General features: G+C 74.5%; 9 protein-coding genes and 1 riboswitch. Of the genes, 2 read left to right on the top strand and 7 right to left on the bottom strand.

Annotation, left to right across the window (positions count from 1 at the left end; genetic code table 11):
• Positions 1–224 precede the first annotated feature (224 nt).
• The 3 genes from pulA to I598_RS07430 all read right to left on the bottom strand — a co-directional run bounded on the left by pulA (position 225) and on the right by I598_RS07430 (position 10,993).
• A complete protein-coding gene (pulA, locus tag I598_RS07420) occupies positions 225–6,071 on the bottom strand; it encodes a pullulanase-type alpha-1,6-glucosidase (RefSeq protein WP_068202415.1) in 5,847 nt (1,948 codons plus the stop codon).
• A 228-nt stretch (positions 6,072–6,299) separates the two neighbouring features.
• Complete coding sequence (locus I598_RS07425; protein WP_068202416.1) at positions 6,300–9,932, bottom strand: ATP-binding cassette domain-containing protein; 3,633 nt, start codon at positions 9,930–9,932, stop codon at positions 6,300–6,302.
• Positions 9,933–10,006: 74 nt separating this feature from the next.
• Complete coding sequence (locus I598_RS07430) at positions 10,007–10,993, bottom strand: malate dehydrogenase (protein WP_068202417.1); 987 nt, start codon at positions 10,991–10,993, stop codon at positions 10,007–10,009.
• 280 nt (positions 10,994–11,273) lie between these two features.
• On the opposite strand from I598_RS07430, the gene I598_RS07435 reads away from it, so the two are divergent.
• A complete protein-coding gene (locus I598_RS07435) occupies positions 11,274–12,335 on the top strand; it encodes an aquaporin (RefSeq protein ID WP_068202418.1) in 1,062 nt (353 codons plus the stop codon).
• Between the two features lie 90 nt (positions 12,336–12,425).
• On the opposite strand, the gene I598_RS07440 is transcribed toward I598_RS07435, so the two are convergent.
• Positions 12,426–12,755: a DUF3017 domain-containing protein gene (locus tag I598_RS07440; RefSeq protein WP_068205111.1), complete on the bottom strand. Its 330-nt coding sequence runs from the start codon at positions 12,753–12,755 to the stop codon at positions 12,426–12,428.
• A gap of 65 nt (positions 12,756–12,820) precedes the next feature.
• Here I598_RS07440 and I598_RS07445 point away from each other — a divergent pair, with 65 nt between their 5' ends.
• Positions 12,821–14,122 carry an NAD(P)/FAD-dependent oxidoreductase gene (locus tag I598_RS07445; RefSeq protein WP_068202419.1) on the top strand — a complete coding sequence of 434 codons (1,302 nt, stop codon included), beginning with the start codon at positions 12,821–12,823 and terminating at the stop codon, positions 14,120–14,122.
• 137 nt (positions 14,123–14,259) lie between these two features.
• Here the strand turns inward: I598_RS07445 and purH are convergent, their stop codons facing one another.
• The 3 genes from purH to I598_RS07460 form a co-directional block, all read right to left on the bottom strand.
• Positions 14,260–15,888 (bottom strand): bifunctional phosphoribosylaminoimidazolecarboxamide formyltransferase/IMP cyclohydrolase, encoded by a 1,629-nt coding sequence (gene purH / locus I598_RS07450; RefSeq protein WP_068202420.1) that lies wholly within the window; start codon positions 15,886–15,888, stop codon positions 14,260–14,262.
• Positions 15,889–15,922: 34 nt separating this feature from the next.
• Positions 15,923–16,037, bottom strand: a riboswitch (ZMP/ZTP riboswitch).
• A gap of 15 nt (positions 16,038–16,052) precedes the next feature.
• A complete protein-coding gene (locus I598_RS07455) occupies positions 16,053–16,952 on the bottom strand; it encodes a carbohydrate ABC transporter permease (protein ID WP_068202421.1) in 900 nt (299 codons plus the stop codon).
• The gene (locus tag I598_RS07460) at positions 16,949–17,908 is read right to left on the bottom strand and encodes a carbohydrate ABC transporter permease (RefSeq protein ID WP_068202422.1); all 960 of its coding nucleotides are present in this window, start codon (positions 17,906–17,908) and stop codon (positions 16,949–16,951) included. The genes I598_RS07455 and I598_RS07460 overlap by 4 nt, the downstream gene beginning before the upstream one ends.
• Positions 17,909–17,958 lie beyond the last annotated feature (50 nt).

Genomic DNA, 17,958 nt, shown 5'->3' on the forward strand with positions numbered 1-17,958 from the left:
CAAAGGGGGAACGGGCGAAGAACGGTAACGATCTGGTCACGCGGCCGAAACCCTGACGTTTGCTGGCTACCGGAGCGCCAGGCGGGGTCGGCCGATCTCGTTCGCCCGGCCGTCCGTTCCGTTCGAGACCCGAATGCAGGAGCCTCGGGCGACCGACCCGAGGACGACGCAGGGCCCGGCGACGGCCTTCGCCGACGCCGGGCCCTGCCCGCGGTGCGGGTGCCTCAGCGCTGCCGCTCCTCCAGCACCGCCACCGTCCGCCCGGGCACCGTGACCACACCGGCCCGGCGGTCCCAGCGCGTCTGCTTCACCACGCGGTCACCGCCGTCCGCCTGGACCTTCGACAGCCGCAGGTCGCGCCCGGCCCAGCCCGGCACCTCGACGGTCACCGGCTCCGGCGACGCGTTGAACACCGTCACCAGGCCGTCGAGCCGACGATCGGCGTCCTTGCCGAGGCGGTCGTCGACCGCCATGACGATGACGCCCGGCGCGGCGTCCGGGCCGGAGCCCGGGAACGTCACCTTCTGCCGGATCGCGTCGGCCGACCCCAGCCGGAACAGCCGCGTCGAGGAGCGCAGCTCCAGCAGCTCGGCCGCCCGGTCGGCGGACGTCGCGATGTCGGCGGGCGACGGCTTGAGCGCCGGGTCGGTCAGCAGGGGCCGCATCACGTCCCACTTCTCGGAGTTGTCCGCCGCCATCGGCAGCCCCCGGCCGAAGCCGTTGTCCTGCCCCGACCAGTCGATCGCGTTGAACCAGTCGCCGGAGTCGTAGGAGTTGCGGTCCAGCGACTTCGAGCGCAGCAGGTCCGTGCCCGCGTGCCAGAACGACGGCGTCTGCGCGAGGGCGGCCGTGGCCAGCGAGACCGTGTTCATCCGGACCCGGTCCGCCGTCGTGGTGCCCTGGGGCAGCTTGAGGGCGAGCAGGTCGAACAGGGTCTCGTTGTCGTGGGCGTCCACGTACGTGACGACCTCCTCGGGCGAGTCCGCGTACCCGGCCGGGGAGCCCCGGTAGTCGAGGTCCTCGCCGCGGGTGAGCTCGCCGTCGGCCGTCACGAACGCGAAGTCGCGCAGGTTGCCGGCCAGCCCGAGCCGCACCAGGTCCGTCTGGAGCGCGAGGTCGGCCGCCTCGTCCGCGCCGCCGTCGTTGACGGTGCCCGGCTCCCCCGTGCGCGCCTCGCGCCCGTTCGGGTCGGTGAACAGGCCGGTGCCGAAGCCCTGCGTGAACGTCGAGGCGCCGTCGACCGGCGACCCGCCGTGCACGGCGTCGCGGAGCCGGTCGGAGAACGTCCCGATCCCCGTCCCGCCGAGCTGACCCTGCGTGGCCTGCGTGAACAGGGCGTTGTCGGCCACCTCGCCGAAGTTCCACCCCTCGCCGTAGAGGTACACGGCCGACCCGTCGACGCCGTCCTCGCGCGGCGTGAGCGCGTCGAGCGCCTCGCGCACGGCGAGCATGGTGTCGCGGGAGTGGTGCCCCATGAGGTCGAACCGGAACCCGTCGACCTTGTAGTCGCGCGCCCACGTCACCACGGAGTCGACCATCAGCCGCTCCGCCATGGCGTGCTCGGTCGCGACGTTCTGGCAGCAGGTGCTCGTCTCCACCGCACCCGTGACCGGGTTCAGCCGGTGGTAGTACCCCGGCACCACCCGGTCCAGCACCGACTTCTCGCCCTGCCCGCTCGCCGCGGTGTGGTTGAACACCTGGTCGAGCACCACCTGCAGCCCCGACGTGTGCAGCCAGCCCACCATGGAGCGGAACTCCGCCACGCGGGCCGCGCCCTCGCGGTGCACGGCGTAGGAGCCCTCCGGCACCGAGAAGTGGAACGGGTCGTAGCCCCAGTTGAAGGCGTCGGAACCCTGCACCTGCGCCACCGCGGCCTGCTGCTCGGTCGAGTCCGGCGCGAACCCGCTCAGGTCGCCCGTGGTGGCCTGGTCGGCCGGGTCCTCGGGGATCGTCGCGATGTCGAACGTCGGCAGCAGATGGACGGTCGTCAGCCCGGCCCGCTCCAGCGAGCGCAGGTGCCGCATGCCGTCCGACCAGAACGCGCCGAACGCCGCGTACGTGCCGCGCAGCTTCGCCGGCACCGTCTCGTCGGACACCGAGAAGTCCCGCACGTGCAGCTCGTAGATCGTCTGGTCGACCGGGCGGACCTCCGGCTGCGGCGCGAGGCGCCACAGCAGCGGCTGCGTCGCCCGGTCGTCGAGGTCGACGACCACCGAGCGGGTCGAGTCCGTGGTGAGGCCCACCGAGTACGGGTCGGTGACGACGTTCGTCTCGACCTGCCCCGTGGCGGGGACGTACACCTGCACCGCGTAGCGGTACCGGGCCCCGACCCAGTCGAGCTTCTTGTCGGCCTGCTTGCCGTCCAGCGTCCACGTGCCGTCGTCGCCGCGGGTGGCGTCGAACCGGCGCGGCTCGTCGTCCAGGGAGGCCTTCGACGGCCACACCAGCAGGTCGACGTCCTGCGCCGTGGGCGCCCACAGCGCGAACGACGCCCACCTCCCGTTCGGGTGCACGGTCACGCCGAGCTCCCGGTCGGCCGCGGCGTCGGCGTACAGGTCGTCGAGGACGCCCGGGATCTGCACCCCGGTCGCGGCGGTGAGCGCGTCGCCGTCGGCGCGGGTGACCAGGAGCTGCCCGGTGAGCAGCTCCTCGACGGTCGCCCGGTCCAGCGGCTCCCCGTCCGACGTCGGCACGAGCGCCGTGTGGTCCGCGAGCGCCGGGAAGTCCGCCGACACGTCGTCGGGGACGTCACCGCCGGGCTCGAGCGCGTAGGACGCCGCACCGTCGGGGAGCGCGCCCCCGTCGGGTCCGGTGACCTCGCGGCCGCCGTCGCCCTCGGTGACCTCCAGGCCGCCGGCGGGCGCGGTCCAGAGCGTCCAGTCCCCCGCGCCCAGGTCGCCCGGCGCGAGGAGGAGCCCCTGGCGCACCCAGTGCGCGGCCTGCTGCCCGGTGCCCGCGAGCGGCGGGTCCTCGGTGCCGATCGTGAGCTCGTGGCTCGCGAGGTCGTAGGAGAACGTCACGGTCTCACCCTCGCTCACGGAGAAGGAGTAGTTCGCGCCGTCGGGCGCCCCGCCGACCCCGTAGTTCTCGGCCCACGTCATCCCGTGCGCGGCCTTGACCTCGTAGGCGCCGTCGGCCAGGTCGTCGGTCGACCACGTGTACGTGCCGTCGCCGTCGGGGTCCTTGGCCCAGGTGGCGAGGCAGTCGGGCGACCACGCCGCGGGGCAGCCGACCTGGTCCTGGTAGGAGCCGGGCAGGGTGATCACGGGCCCCTGGGCGGTGGACGAGAAGTCCTTGCTCACCGGGTCCCAGAAGAACGTGACCTCGCCGCCGTCGTGGGTGTAGGTCGCGTTGCCGCCGTCCGGCACGCCGCCGACGCCGTAGTTGAGCGTCCACGACCCGTTGACCGCGACCTTGTACTCGTAGGTGCCGGCGGGCAGGTCGAACGTGCCCGCCCAGACGCCGTCGGGGCGCTGCGTGAGGCGGGCGCCGTCGCAGTCGGGGGTCCAGTCGCCCGCGCAGCCCATCTCGTTGTTGTGGCTGCCGGGCACGGTGACCATGTCGATCTCGGGCTCGGGCTCGACGTCGCCCACGACGCCGGAGACGTCGACCCCCACGGACGCGAACGTGGAGGTGGCCGCATGGTCGCCGTCGGCGTCCACCGTCACGGCGCGGTACTCGACCAGGGTGCCCTCGGGCAGGTCGCCGGCGTCGTGGAAGACGCGCGGGGTGGTGTCCTCGGCGGTGCCGAGCACCTGCCACGCGTCGGTGCCGACCTCGCGCCACGCGAACGTGGTCTCGGCCCAGGCGTCGTCGTCGACGGTGGCGCGCACGGGGGCGCTGCCGTCCACGGCCGCGCCGGGGGCGGGCACGTCGAGCGTGATCGTCCCGGCGGAGTCCGTGCCCACGGTGCGATCGGCGCGCAGCACGACGGCGGAGGTCGCCGGGACGGCCAGGGTGACCTGCCCGTCGGCGTCGGCGCTCACGGCGTCGGTGCCGCCGTACAGCACCTCGTAGGTGGCGCCCGGGGTCAGGGTGGTGAACGTGGCCTCGGCGCCCTGGGCCGCGTTGTTCACCGCCACCAGGTGCTCGACCTTCTCCTCGCGGTCGACGCGGCTGAACGCGTAGTAGCCGCGCCCGCCGTTCGCGTCGTCGCCGACGAACCGCTCGAGCTGGGCACCGGTGGCGAGCGCCGGGTGTGCGTCGCGCAGGGCCGCGAGCGCCGCGATGTGCTCGTACAGCGGCGCGTCCGTGCCGTACCGGTCCACGCTGCCCGCCTGCTCGCCGGTGACCAGCGGCTGGTCCGCGTACTCGGTCACCTGGGTGGCGAACAGGGTCTGCCGGGCGTCCTTGTCGCCGCCCGTGCCCGCGAAGCCCTGCTCGTCGCCGTAGTAGACGACCGGCTGGCCGCGGGTGAGGTACATCAGCTCGTGCGCCAGCTCGTCGCGGGCCAGCGGGTCGTCCGTGCCGGACAGCAGGTAGCCGATCCGGCCCATGTCGTGGTTGCCGAGGAACGTCGGCAGCGCCGCGGCCGACGTCGTCGGGGTCGTGTAGCGGTCGTCGCTCGCGAACAGGGTTGCCAGGCCCCGCGCGCTGTTGCCGCTCGAGAAGCTCGTCGCCGCCGCCTGGAACGAGAAGTCCAGCACCGAGCTCATGTCGGTGTCGCGCACGTACGGGGCGGTCTTCGCGGCGTCGGCGTCGTACACCTCGCCGAACATGAAGAACTCGTCCTTGCCCTGCGCGTGGGCGTAGTCCATCACCTCGGTCGTCCAGGTCTCCCAGAACTCGGGGTTCACGTGCTTGACCGTGTCGATGCGGAAGCCGTCGATGCCGAGGTCGATCCAGTCGGAGTAGACGTCCACGAACCCGTCGACCACCGTCGGGTGCTCGGTCATGAGGTCGTCCAGGCCGTCGAAGTCGCCGTAGGTCACCGACTCCCCCGTCCACGTCGAGTTGCCCCGGTTGTGGTAGAGCGTCGGGTCGTTGAGCCACGCCGGGACCTTCACGTCGGCGTCCTCGGGGGCGACCACCGGCGTGTACGGGAACGAGGTCGCGGCGTCGAGCTCCGGGAAGTCCGCCGAGCCCGCGACGTCCGCCGGGTCGAAGACGTTGCCGTCGGCGTCGGTGTACGGCGACGTCGCCTGGTCGACGTAGGAGTACTCGCCCTCGGCGTAGTCGACGACGTCGGCCGTGTGGTTCGTGATGATGTCGAAGTACACCTTGATGCCGCGGGCGTGCGCGTCGTCGATCAGCCCGCGCAGCTCCTCGTTCGTCCCCAGGTGCGGGTCGATGCGCGTGAAGTCCGTGATCCAGTAGCCGTGGTACCCGGCCGAGACGTCGGCGCCCGTGCCCTGGACCGGTCGGTTGAGGAACGACGGCGTCAGCCAGATCGCCGTCGTGCCGAGGCCCTCGACGTAGTCCAGGCGCTCGCGGATGCCGGCGATGTCGCCGCCGGAGTAGAACCCCTTGTCGGTCGGGTCGAAGCCGTGGTCGAGGCGGTCGCCGTCGAGGCCGCCCGTGTCGTTGGACGGATCGCCGTTGGCGAACCGGTCGGTCATGACGAAGTAGAAGCGCTCGTCGGAGCCGGCCTGACGCACCGGCGGCAGCACGAGCCCGGCGTCGGTCGCCGCGTCGTACTCCCCGGCGAGCCCCAGCGGGGTCAGCGCGACCCGGTGGGTGGTGTCGTCGTAGGTGACGCGCAGCCGCGTGTCGCCGCCGAGCACGAGGGGCGCGTTCTCGTCCGTGCCGTCCCGGCCGTAGGACTCGTCCCAGGCGTCGTCGAGCGCGACCTTGTACTCGTACGTGCCCGCGGGGAGGTCGAACTCTGCCGCGAACGTGCCGTCCCCGGCGGGGGTGAGCTCGGTCTCGGCACAGGCCGGGTCCCAGTCGGCGGCGCAGCCGAGCTCGGACTGCAGGCTCCCGACCAGGGCGGCCGACCGCTCCGCGGCGGCAGCGGGGGCGGGGACGGCGGTGAGCGCCACGGCGCCGCCCAGGACGGGCGCCGCGACGGCGAGCGCCGCGACCGCGGCGACCACCGCCCGCGAGCGTGGCAGGGGGATGGGACGGACCATGGCGGGGACTCCTTCGTCGACCGGGGCGCGCGTCGCGACCTCGGCCCGACTGTATCGCTTGCAGCAATCTTGCAGCAATGGTCGAAGGAGGGTTCGGCTCCTGCTCGGGCGGGGCCGACGCCCCCGCGCCGACCATGCCCTGACGGCCGCCGAGCATGCGATCGGGGCCCGTCCCCCGGGTGGGACGGGCCCCGATCGCATGCTCGGCGGCGGGTGGTGTCGGTGCGGTCAGCCCGCCAGGTGCCCCCACCGGGGCGCCAGGTCGCTCCATGGCCCGACCTCGGCCACCTCGCCCTCGACCAGCACCACCACACGATCCGCCCGCGCGAGCGCCGCGCCCTTCGACGTCGCCCCGACCACCGTGGTGCCGCGTTCGCGCAGCGCCGCCCACAGCTCGATCTCCGTCGCCGCGTCCAGCGCGCTGGACACGTCGTCGGCGAGCAGCAGCTCGGCGTCCGCCGCGAGGGCGCGCGCCAGCGCCAGGCGCTGCACCTGGCCGCCCGACAGCCGCACCCCGCGGTGCCCGACGAGCGCGTCGTGGCCGCCCGCCTCCGACACGTCCTGCTCCAGCCGGGCGGCCGCCACCGGGCCGTGCACCTCACGCTCGTGGTCGAGGCGCACGTTGTCGGCGAACGTCCCGGACAGCACGCGCGGCAGCTGCGCCACGTACGCCACCTGGCCCGGGCGCAGGAACGACTCGGTGTCCGTGACGTCGGCACCGTTCCAGCGCAGCGCGCCCCGGTGCGGCACCAGGCCCGCCAGCGCGGACAGCATGCTCGACTTGCCCGACCCGACCTGGCCGAGCAGCAGGACGAGCTCGCCGCGGCGGACCGTCAGGTCGACGTCCAAGACGCCGATCGTGCCGTCGTCGTGCACCGCGGACATCCCTGCCAGCTCGAGCTGCTGCAACGGGCGTCGCTCCCCCGCGACCGGCGTCGGCGCGGCACCCGTCAGCAGGTCGACGCCGTCGGGCAGCACGACCAGGTCGGCACCCCCGGCGAAGCGGCTGGTCGCCTGCTGCCAGGAGCGCGTGCCCGGCGCCTCCGTGACGACCGCCCCCGCCACCGTGCCGAACCAGCCGAAGCCGGTCACGGCCGTCGCGACGAGCAGCGCCGTGGCGAGGTCCCAGGCACCGGCCAGCAGGCCGCCCCACGCCGCGACGACGCCCAGCTGGATCATCACCTGCGGCACGCCGTCGAGCGCGGCCTGCACCCGGTGCTCGAACACCGCGGCCTGCACCCGCCCGCCGTCCACCTCGCGCAGGTGCGCGTGCACCTGCGGCGTCCGGGCCGCGAGCTTGACGGTGCGGGCCGAGTCCAGCGCCGAGACCAGCGCCCGCCCGAACTGGGCGCGCGCGGCGGACGACTGCGTGGCCGAGCGGCCCGCGATGGGGCGGCCGAGCGCCGACGCGCCCGCCGAGACCACCATGACCGCGAGCAGCACCGTACCGGCGAGCCACGACCCGCTGATCAGCGCCGTCACGCCCGCGATGATGAGGCCGTTGACGAAGTCGACCCAGCGGTCGGCGTACCGCACGAACCGGTCGGCGTCCATCGCGCGGGCCACGATCTCCCCCGGCGGGGTGGCCGCGAGCCGCTGCTGGCGGGTCTGCCCGACCATGACCGCCATGCGCACGCGCAGCAGCACCTCGATCCACCAGCGCGGGTAGAGGTAGATGGCGTACGCCAGGGCGAGGGGGGCGGCGAGGATCAGGACGGTGAACGTCACGAGCAGGGCCGTCGGGAACCCGTCGGCGACGTCCTCGACGGCGCGTCCCCAGAGGTAGGCGGTGATCGCGCCCTGCGCGGACACCAGGCTCGCCACCAGGAACAGCAGACCCCCGACCACGCCCCACGCCGGGCGGACCACCAGGGCGTGCAGCACACCGCGGGCCAGGCTCGGGCCGTCCCCCGGGTCGCGGCGCGGCGGCGGGGTGCCGCGCCGACGGCGACCGCCGACCGCCTGCGGGCGGCCGTCGTCCTCGGTGCCGGGCGTGGCCGGGCCGTCCCGGCGCTCCGCCTCGCGGCCGGCTGTCGTCGCGGCGTCGAGGTCGCCGTCGGCGTCCGTCCCGTCCGCGGCGTCGTCCGCGCCGTCGTCCAGGACGTCGCCGCCGTGCGCGACGCTCGCCTCCAGCAGGTCGCGGTAGCGCCCGGGGACCCCGGCGAGCTGGGCGCGCGGCCCCTGCTGCACGACGCGGCCGTGGTCGAGCACGGCGACCAGGCCGGCCCGCTCGATGGTGGTCAGCCGGTGCGCGACGAGCACGCCGGTGCGACCCGTGAGGAGCCGCTCGGCCGCCGCGACGACGCGGGACTCCGTGAGCGGGTCCATGCGGGCGGTCGCCTCGTCGAGCACCACCACCTGGACGTCGCGGACCAGGAGGCGCGCGAACGCGACGAGCTGCTCCTCGCCCGCGGACAGCGTGGTCCCGCCGGGGCCGAGCAGCGTGTCGAGACCGTCGGGGAGCCCGGCGACCCAGTCGTCGAGCCGGAGCTCGCGCACCGCGGCCTCGACGTCCGAGCGGGGGACGTCCGCGAACAGCGCGACGTTCTCCGCGAGCGTGCCCGCCAGGATCTCGGTGCGCTGCGTGACGACGCCGACCGCGGCCCGCAGGTGCTGCAGGTCCAGGTCGCGCACGTCCGCGCCGCCGACGAACACGCTGCCCCGCTCCGGCTCGACCGCACGGGACAGCAGCGACGCCAGGGTCGACTTGCCCGACCCCGTGCGGCCCACCAGCGCGATCGTCTGCCCGGCGGGAACGCGCAGGTCGACCCCCGCCAGCGCGAAGGTGCCCTCCGCGTAGGAGAAGTGCAGGTCGCGCACCTCGATGCCGACCGGGCCGGCCGGCACGCGGTCGCCGCCGGCGGGCTCGGGCTCGATGTCGAGCATCTGGCGCAGGCGCGTCAGCGCACCGACACCCTCCTGGATGTCGGGCAGGTGGTGGACGAGGGTGTCGACCTGGCCGACGAACAGCGCCGTGACGAGGAACAGGGTGACGAGGTTCCCCACCGGCAGGTCGCCCTCGGCCGCGAGCGCGGCACCGGCGACCGCGACGCCCGCCAGCAGGCTCGCCAGGACGAGACCGGCACGGCGGAGCATTCGGGTCTCCACCGCCACGACCGCTCGGAACTTGGCGTGGACGTCGGCGGAACGCTGCGCCAGGCGGCGGATCGCGAACGCCTGGCCCAGGCTCGTGCGCAGGTCGTCGCGAGCGGCCACGGACTCCTCGAACGCGGCGGCGTGGTCGGTCCAGGCGGCCTCCTCGACCACCTTGCGGCGTGCGATCTCCCCCAGCATGGGTCGCACGAGCAGCGCGGCCAGCGCGGCCAGCGCCGGGAACAGGACCCAGGCGGGCCACCAGGTGACGCCGGCCACGACCCACATCGGCACGACGCCCACGAGCGTGCGGCCCGCGCCCCACAGCTGGCGGCGCACGAGCGTGCCGACGGCGTGGGTGTCGTCGTCGACCCGGTCGAGGACCTCGCCCACCGCCTGCTCCGTGAGCGTGGCGAGCGGCTGGTGCAGGGCCGCGGTCAGCAGGTCGCCCCGCAGCTTCCCCTCGGCGCGGTCGACGACGCCCGCCCACACGACCTGCCCGGCGGCGTCGAGCAGCGCGGCCCCGACGATGCAGAGCGCGAGCAGCAGCAGGGTGGACAGGGTCGGGTCCTCGGCGAGACCGCCGGCGATGACGGTGCCGAGCGCGGCGCCGACGGCGCCGACGGTGAGGGCGGACAGGGCGACCCCGGACAGCGGGGCACGCAGCCGCCGCCAGTCGAGGCGGCGGGCAGGGTCGGCACCGTGGCGGGCGGACGGGTCGGCGTCCGCCGCGCGGTGCGCGTCGAGGGATGAGGGTGCGTCGATCATGGCCCGTCGACGATACGTCGCGGGACCGACACCGTTCGACGGATTTTCCGGGCTCCCGAGCGGGCCGGCCGAGGTCAGACCAGGCCGAGCTCGCGCACCGTGTCGCGCTCCGCCTCGAGCTCCGCCACGCTGGCGTCGATGCGCGCCCGGGAGAAGTCGTCGATCTCCAGGCCCTCCACGACATGCCACCGCCCGTCCGACGAGGTCACGGGGAACGAGCACACGAGGCCCTCGGGGACGCCGTACTCGCCGGTCGAGACGACGCCCGCGCTGGTCCAGTCGCCCTCCGGCGTGCCGAGCACCCAGTCGTGGACGTGGTCGATGGCCGCGTTCGCCGCGGACGCCGCCGACGACGCCCCCCGGGCGTCGATGATGGCCGCGCCGCGCTTGGCGACCGTCGGGACGAACTCGTCGCTCAGCCACGCCGTGTCCGCCGTGAGGACGCCCGCGGGGGCGCCGGCGACCTCGGCGTGGAACAGGTCGGGGTACTGCGTCGCGGAGTGGTTGCCCCAGATCGCCAGCCGGCGCACCTCGGAGACGGGCACCCCGGCCTTGTGCGCCACCTGGGACAGCGCCCGGTTGTGGTCGAGGCGGGTCATCGCGGTGAACCGCTCGGCGGGGACGTCGGGGGCGTGCGCCGCGGCGATGAGGGCGTTGGTGTTGGCGGGGTTGCCCACGACCAGGACGCGGACGTCGCCGGCCGCGTGGGCGTTGATCGCCCGGCCCTGGGGGCCGAAGATCCCGCCGTTGGCCTCCAGCAGGTCGCCGCGCTCCATCCCCGGCCCGCGGGGCCGCGCCCCGACGAGCAGCGCGACGTTCGTGCCGTCGAAGGCGCGCGCGGCGTCGTCCTCGACGTCGACGCCCGCCAGCAGCGGGAAGGCGCAGTCGTCGAGCTCCATCGCGGTGCCCTCCGCCGCCTTGACGGCCTGCGGGATCTCGAGGAGCCGCAACCGCACCGGGGTGTCGGGCCCCAGCATGGCGCCGGAGGCGATGCGGAACAGCAGCGCGTACCCGATCTGACCGGCAGCGCCGGTCACGGTGACGTTCACGGGAGCAGTCATGGCCCTACTCTGGCGCACCCGGCGGGCACAGTCACCCCGACCCGGCCAGATCCGGCCACGAAGACGTCGCGCACGGGCGCCGGACGGCCCCGACCGGGCCCGTTCGGGGCCCCCACGGCCAGGTCGCGGGCGTGCAGGGGTGCCGCACGATACGGTGCAGGGGTCACATCCCGACGTGATGCCCGGCATACAGGTGAGTCACAGGAACCGGTGCCAGCATCGCCGCCGCGCGCCAAGCCGGCGCCCCTGACCTTCACCGACGACCAGCAAAGGACCACCCATGGCCGAGCACACCGTGACCGACGTCGAGGTCGAGACGCCGACACCGCCCCGCCTGTTCACCCGTCTGGCCGCCGAGGCCTTCGGCACCTTCGTGCTGGTGCTCGGCATCGTCGGGACGGCGACCTTCAACGCCGCCAACGGCGGCTCCATCCTCACCGTCGCCCTCGCGGGCGGCATCGCGCTGATGGCCGCGATCGCCGCCGTCGGGCACCTGTCCGGCGGGCACTTCAACCCGGCCGTGACGTTCGGTCTCACGCTGGCCGGCCGCGCCCGCTGGGCCGACCTCGTGCCGTACTGGGTCGCCCAGTTCGTCGGCGCCGCCGCCTGCGGCGCCCTGCTGCTGCTCATCATCCCGGACTCGTACGCCACGCTCGTCGGCCGGGCGTCGGCCGGTGAGGTGCTGGCCGCCACCGCGAACGGCTACGGCGACCTCTCGCCGATGTTCACCGTCTCCCAGGGCCAGGCCACGTTCGACCTGCTCCCCGCCCTCGTGGTGGAGATCCTCATCGCCGCGGTCTTCGTCGGCGTGATCCTCGGCGTGACCAACCAGCGCGCCGGCATCGCCTACCCGGCCGTCGTCATCGGTCTGACCCTCGGCGCGCTGCACATCGTGTCGTGGCTCGTCACCAACACGTCGTTCAACCCGGCGCGCTCCTTCGCCTCCCTCGTGTCCCCGGACGCCTGGGGCTCCGGCACGGCCGGCTCGCAGTACTGGCTGTTCGTGGTCGCGCCGCTCCTCGGTGGCGCGCTCGCCGCCCTGTTCGCCCGCGCCTTCGCCCCGGTCCCCGCGGTCCAGGCGATCGAGGACCCGACGTGGGACGCCCAGCCGGGCACCGCGCCCGCCGCCGCGCAGGCGGCCACCGTCGCCGCGACGGCCACCGCCACCGCGGCCGCCGTCCAGGCGGAGACCGCACCGGTCGTCGAGGAAGAGGTCGTCGTCGAGACGGTCGAGGACGAGCCCGTCGTGGCCGAGCCGGTCGACGAGCCCGTCCTGCCGGCCACGGACGACGTCGAGGCCCGGGGCGACGAGGGCGACGTGACGCCCCCCGCCAAGCCCTGACCCGCACGACGAGCCCGTCAGGGCCGTGACGCGCAGAGGCCCGCGAGCACCGCTCGCGGGCCTCTGCGCGTCCCCGGACGGGGCCGAGGATCAGATGCCGGGCGCGGTGAGCGCGAGCACCGAGATGCCGGTGGCGGCCGACCAGCACAGGAAGACGTCGAGCCCCCGGCTGCGGATCGCCAGCCCGGCCGGACCCGTCGGCGAGGTGGCCCGCCAGGCTCCCGCCACCGCGAGCGTGGCGGCGATCGTCAGCGACCCGACCTGCGCGCTCACCGTCAGCCCGAGGACCACCGACAGCAGGATCCCGGTCAGCGCCACCAGGATCGCCGGCACCGGGCTCGGTGCCGCACGGCCGGGCGCGGACGGCACCTCGACGGCGTGCCAGCGAGGGGCGGCGGGCTGCGGGGAGTCGGGGACCACGACGACGAGCGTACCCGGCACGCGGCCGACGACGGGCGGCGAGGCAGGCCGGTAGGGTCGCTGGCGTGAGCACCCCGCAGGCTCCTGCCGTCGACCTCCCCCCGCTCCCCCGCACCGTCGTCGTGGTCGGCGCCGGTCTCGCGGGCGCCCAGACCGTCGCGGCGCTGCGCACGCACGGCTACGACGGCCGGGTCGTCCTGCTCGGTGACGAGGGCGTGGCACCCTACGACCGTCCGCCGCTGTCCAAGGACCTGTTCACCCGGCCGGAGCCCGTGTGGCTCGCCGACGACCTCGGCGTCGACGTCGAAGCCCTCGCGGACGAGGTGCGGCTCGGCGACCCGGCGGTCGCCTGGCGGCCGGGCACCGTCACCACCCGCACCGGCGACGAGCTCGCCGCCGACGCCGTCGTCCTCGCCTGCGGCTCCCGGCCCGTCGTGCCGCCCGGCTGGGGGGCGGACGTCCTGCACACCGCCGGGGACGCCGACCGGCTGCGCCGCGACCTGCGCGCCGGCACGCGGCTCGTCGTCGTGGGGGCCGGCTGGGTCGGGGCGGAGGTGGCCGGGGTCGCGGCCGGCGCCGGGGCGGACGTCACCGTCGTCGAGGCCGGGCCCGCGCCCCTCGCGCGCCAGCTCGGGACGCACGTCGGCGCGCTGCTCGCCCCCTGGTTCGCGGACGCCGGGGTGCGGCTGCTCCTCGACGCGCCCGCGACCCGCGTCCGCCCCGACGGCGTCACCCTCGACTCCGGGGAGGTCGTCCCCGCGGACGTCGTCCTCGCCGCCGTCGGCGCACGTCCCGCCACCGAGTGGCTGCGCAGCACCCTGCCCCACGACGTGTTCGACGCCGTCGGCTCGCTCCGGGTCGACGCGGGCGGCGCCGTCGTCGGCGCGACCGGGCTGTGGGCCGTCGGTGACGTCGCGGCCCGGCCGCACCCGGTGCTCGGGCGGGTGCCCGGCGGGCACTGGTCGTCGGCGCTGCACGACCCCGAGGCCACCGTGCGGGCGCTGCTCGGCCTCGACGTCGGCCCCCCGCACGCCCCGTACGTGTTCTCCCGCCAGCTCGGCCACGACCTGGCCCTGTTCGGGCTCCCCCAGGGCGACCCGACGGTGCTGCGCGGCGTCCCCGGCGACGGCCCGTGGGCGGCGTTCTGGACCGCACCCGACGGCGGACCCGACGCAGCGGTCCCGGGCGACGGTGCGGGCGCGCCGAACGACGGCGCCCCCGGGACGGTGCGCGCCGTGCTGCTGGTCGACTCCCCGCGCGAGGTGGGCCCGGTGCGCAAGGCGATGAACCGGCCCGCGCCGCTGGTCGTCGACCTCGACCGGGCGGCCGACCCCGCCGTGCGCCTGCGCGACGCCCTCGCCGGCTGACCCGTCCGGGCTGCCGAGCCACCCCGACCTCCGAGACGCGACGACCTTCGAGACGCGACGAGCGTGCGGACTTCGCACCTCATCGGACTCGATGGGGTGCGAAGTCCGCACGCTCGTTGCAGACCCCGGGGGCTGCGTCAGTGCGCGAAGTGGCGCGTCCCGGTGAGGTACATGGTCACGCCGGCGGCCTGGGCGGCCGCCACGACCTCCTCGTCGCGGATGGAACCGCCGGGCTGGACGACCGCGCGCACACCGGCGTCGAGCAGCACCTGGAGACCGTCGGCGAACGGGAAGAACGCGTCCGACGCGGCGACGGCACCGCGGGCGCGCTCGGCGCCCTCGGCGAGCGTGTTGGCGCGCTCGACGGACAGGCGGCACGAGTCGACCCGGTTGACCTGACCCATGCCGATGCCGACGGCGGCGCCGTCCGCGGCGAGCAGGATCGCGTTCGACTTGGCGGCGCGCACGGCCCGCCACGCGAAGGCGAGGTCGGCGAGGGTCGCGTCGTCGGCGGGCTCGCCCGCGGCGAGGGTCCACGCGGCGGGGTCGTCCCCGGCGGCCTGGAAGCGGTCCACCTCCTGGACGAGCAGCCCGCCGGAGACCGGGCGGGTCTCCACGGGGGCGGTACCGCCCTCGGCGTCGTCGATGACGAGCAGGCGGATGTTCTTCTTCGCCTGGAGGACCTCGAGCGCCTCGGGCTCGAAGCCCGGTGCCACGACGACCTCGGTGAAGACGGGCGCGATCTGCTCGGCCGCGGCCTTCGTCACGACCCGGTTCGTGGCGATGACGCCGCCGTAGGCCGACACCGGGTCGGTGGCGTGCGCGCGGGCGTGCGCCTGGGCGACGTCGTCGCCCACCGCGATGCCGCACGGGTTGACGTGCTTGATGATCGCGACGGCGGGCTCGGTGTGGTCGTGGGCGGCGCGCCAGGCGGCGTCGGCGTCGACGTAGTTGTTGTAGCTCATCGCCTTGCCGTGCAGCTGCGTGGCCTGGGCGAGACCGGTCGAACCGTCGACGGCACGGTAGAGCGCGGCGCGCTGGTGCGGGTTCTCGCCGTAGCGCAGCACGTCGGCGCGCTCGTAGGCCGCACCGGCGACGTCGGGCAGGCCCGACTCGACGGCGGCGGCGTCGGGGGCGTACACCGACGCGAACCACGCGGCCACGGCGACGTCGTACTGGGCGGTGTGCGCGAACGCGGCGGCGGCGAGGCGCTTGCGCCCGGCGAACGTGAACCCGCCGCCCTGGACGGCGGCGACGACGTCGTCGTAGCGGGCCGGGTCGACCACGACGGCGACGCTCGGGTGGTTCTTCGCCGCGGCGCGCACCATCGAGGGGCCGCCGATGTCGATCTGCTCGACGACGGCGTCCGGCGCGGCGCCCGAGGCGACGGTCGCGGCGAACGGGTACAGGTTCACCACGACCAGCTCGAACGTGTCGATCTCGAGCTCGGCGAGCTGGGCGAGGTGGTCCGCCTTGCGGGTGTCGGCGAGGATGCCGGCGTGCACGCGCGGGTGCAGCGTCTTGACGCGCCCCTCCAGGCACTCGGGGAACCCGGTGAGGTCCTCCACCGGCGTGACCGGCACGCCCGCGTCGGCGATGCGCGACGCGGTGGAGCCGGTGGAGACGAGCTCGACGCCCGCGGCGTGCAGGGCGGTGGCGAGCTCGACGAGGCCGGTCTTGTCGTAGACGCTCAGCAGGGCGCGGCGCACGGGCCGCTGGGTGTCGTCGGCGAGCTGGACGTCGGGGGTGGAGGGGGCGGCAGACATCGTGGTGGTCTCCTCGGGACGGTCTTCGCGGAAACCCTGGCGCCCAGGCGGGCGGCGCTCACGGCGGTCTCGACGACGCCCGGCAGGCCCGGTGGTCGAGGCGGCCGCTCCCCGGTGGTTGTCCACCTTCGCCAGTCACGGCCGCCTCGATCCTACCCGGGCCCTCAGCCCTTGACCGCCCCCGCGGTGAGCCCGGCGGCCATGCGCGTCTGCACGGTCATGAACAGCGCGATCACGGGCAGCGCGATGAGCAAGGACCCCGCCATGATGCCGCCCCAGTTGGTCGCCTGGTTCGCGCCCGAGAAGTACTGCAACCACAGGGGCAGCGTCTGGTTGCCGTCGCTCATGACCACCAGCGCCAGCGTGTACTCGTTCCAGGCGGTGATGGTGGCGAAGATCGCGCCGGTCACCAGGCCCGGGCCGAGCAGCGGGAGCGTGATCCGCACGAACGAGCCGACGCGCGTGCAGCCGTCGATCATCGCCGCGTGCTCCAGCTCCACCGGGACGCCGTCGACGAACCCCTTGAGGATCCAGATGTTGAACGGGACGATGAGGCCCACGTACAGGATCGACAGGCCGACGACGCTGTTGAGCAGGTCCCAGCCGTCGAGCATCTTGTACTGGGAGATGAACAGCGCCTCGGCGGGGATCATCTGGATGACGAGGATGCAGGCGATGACGGCCTTGCGTCCCCGGAAGCGGAACCTGGAGATCGCCACGGCCGCGAGGAACGCCACGGACACCGCGACCAGGACCGCGACGCCGGTGACCTGCAGGCTGACGGTCATCGCCGACCAGAAGCGGTCGTCGCCGAGGACGCCCGCGAAGTGCTCGGTCGTCGGGTGGGTGTTGACGAACGTCGGGGTGGACGACCGGAACTCCGCGTTCGGCAGCAGCGCGGAGCTGATCATCCAGTACAGGGGGAAGAACCACACGAGTGCGGTGACGACGGCGAAGACGTCGGCCGCCCGCCGCACCCGCGCCCCGCGGGGGCGGCGACGGCGCGGCGGCGGGACGCTCGGGGGCGCCTCGGCCGGCGCCGGGGCCTGCGTGACGGCGGTCATGACGAGACCTCCCGGTCGTTCTTGAAGAGCTGGTGGACGTACGGCAGGGTCACGACGACGGTCAGGCCCAGCACGATCGTGGCGGTCGCCGCGGCCATGCCGAACTCGCCCTGCCCGATGCCGAGCCGGAAGATGTAGGTGCCCAGCACGTCGGTGTCGTCGAGCGGAGCCCCGGCGTCCTGCAGGATCTTGATCTGCGTGAAGACCCGCAGGTCCCAGATGATCTGCAGCAGGCCGATGAGCAGCAGCACCGGGGCGACCACGGGCACCGTGACCCGGAAGAAGCGCGCCCAGACCCCGGCGCCGTCGAGCTCGGCCGCCTCGTGGATCTCCTCGGGGACCTGGCTCAGGCCGGCGTACGCCATGAAGGCGACCAGCGGCACCGACATCCAGATGATGATGATCGACGCGATGGTGAGCATGCCCGTCGCCTGGCCGAGCCAGTTGTAGTCCTCGGGCCACCAGGGCACGACCCGCTCCAGCGTCCAGTTGACCACCCCGAACCGGGTGTCGAAGAGGAGCTGCCACACGGTCAGGGAGGACACGATCGGCACGGCCCACACGAGCAGCAGCACGGTCTGGAGCAGGAACCGGGCCCAGCCCGACATGCGCATCATGACGACCGCGACGAACACGCCGACCACGATCGTCACGGCGGCCGTGACGAGACAGAAGACGATCGAGCGGGCGAAGACCTCCCAGGTGTACGGGTCGGCGAGCACGGTCGAGAAGTTGTCCAGCCCCACGAACTCGGCGGGGGCGCCGAACTGCTGCTCCAGCCCGTAGTCCTGGAAGGCGAGCACGAACTGGCGCACGAGCGGGTAGCCGAGGGCGAGCAGCACGACGGCGGTCGCCCCGAGGAGCAGCACGTAGGGCAGGCGCGAGCGCTGGTCGCGGCGGGTCGCGGGGCGGGGCGACGACGAGGTGGTCGTCGGGGGTGACGGCGGTGCGGCCACGGGAACCTCCGGGTGTGACGGCGGACGGCGGCGCCGGGCGGGACCTCGGT

It is taken from the genome of Isoptericola dokdonensis DS-3 (genome assembly GCF_001636295.1).
GTDB classification, from domain to species: Bacteria; Actinomycetota; Actinomycetes; order Actinomycetales; family Cellulomonadaceae; genus Isoptericola; species Isoptericola dokdonensis.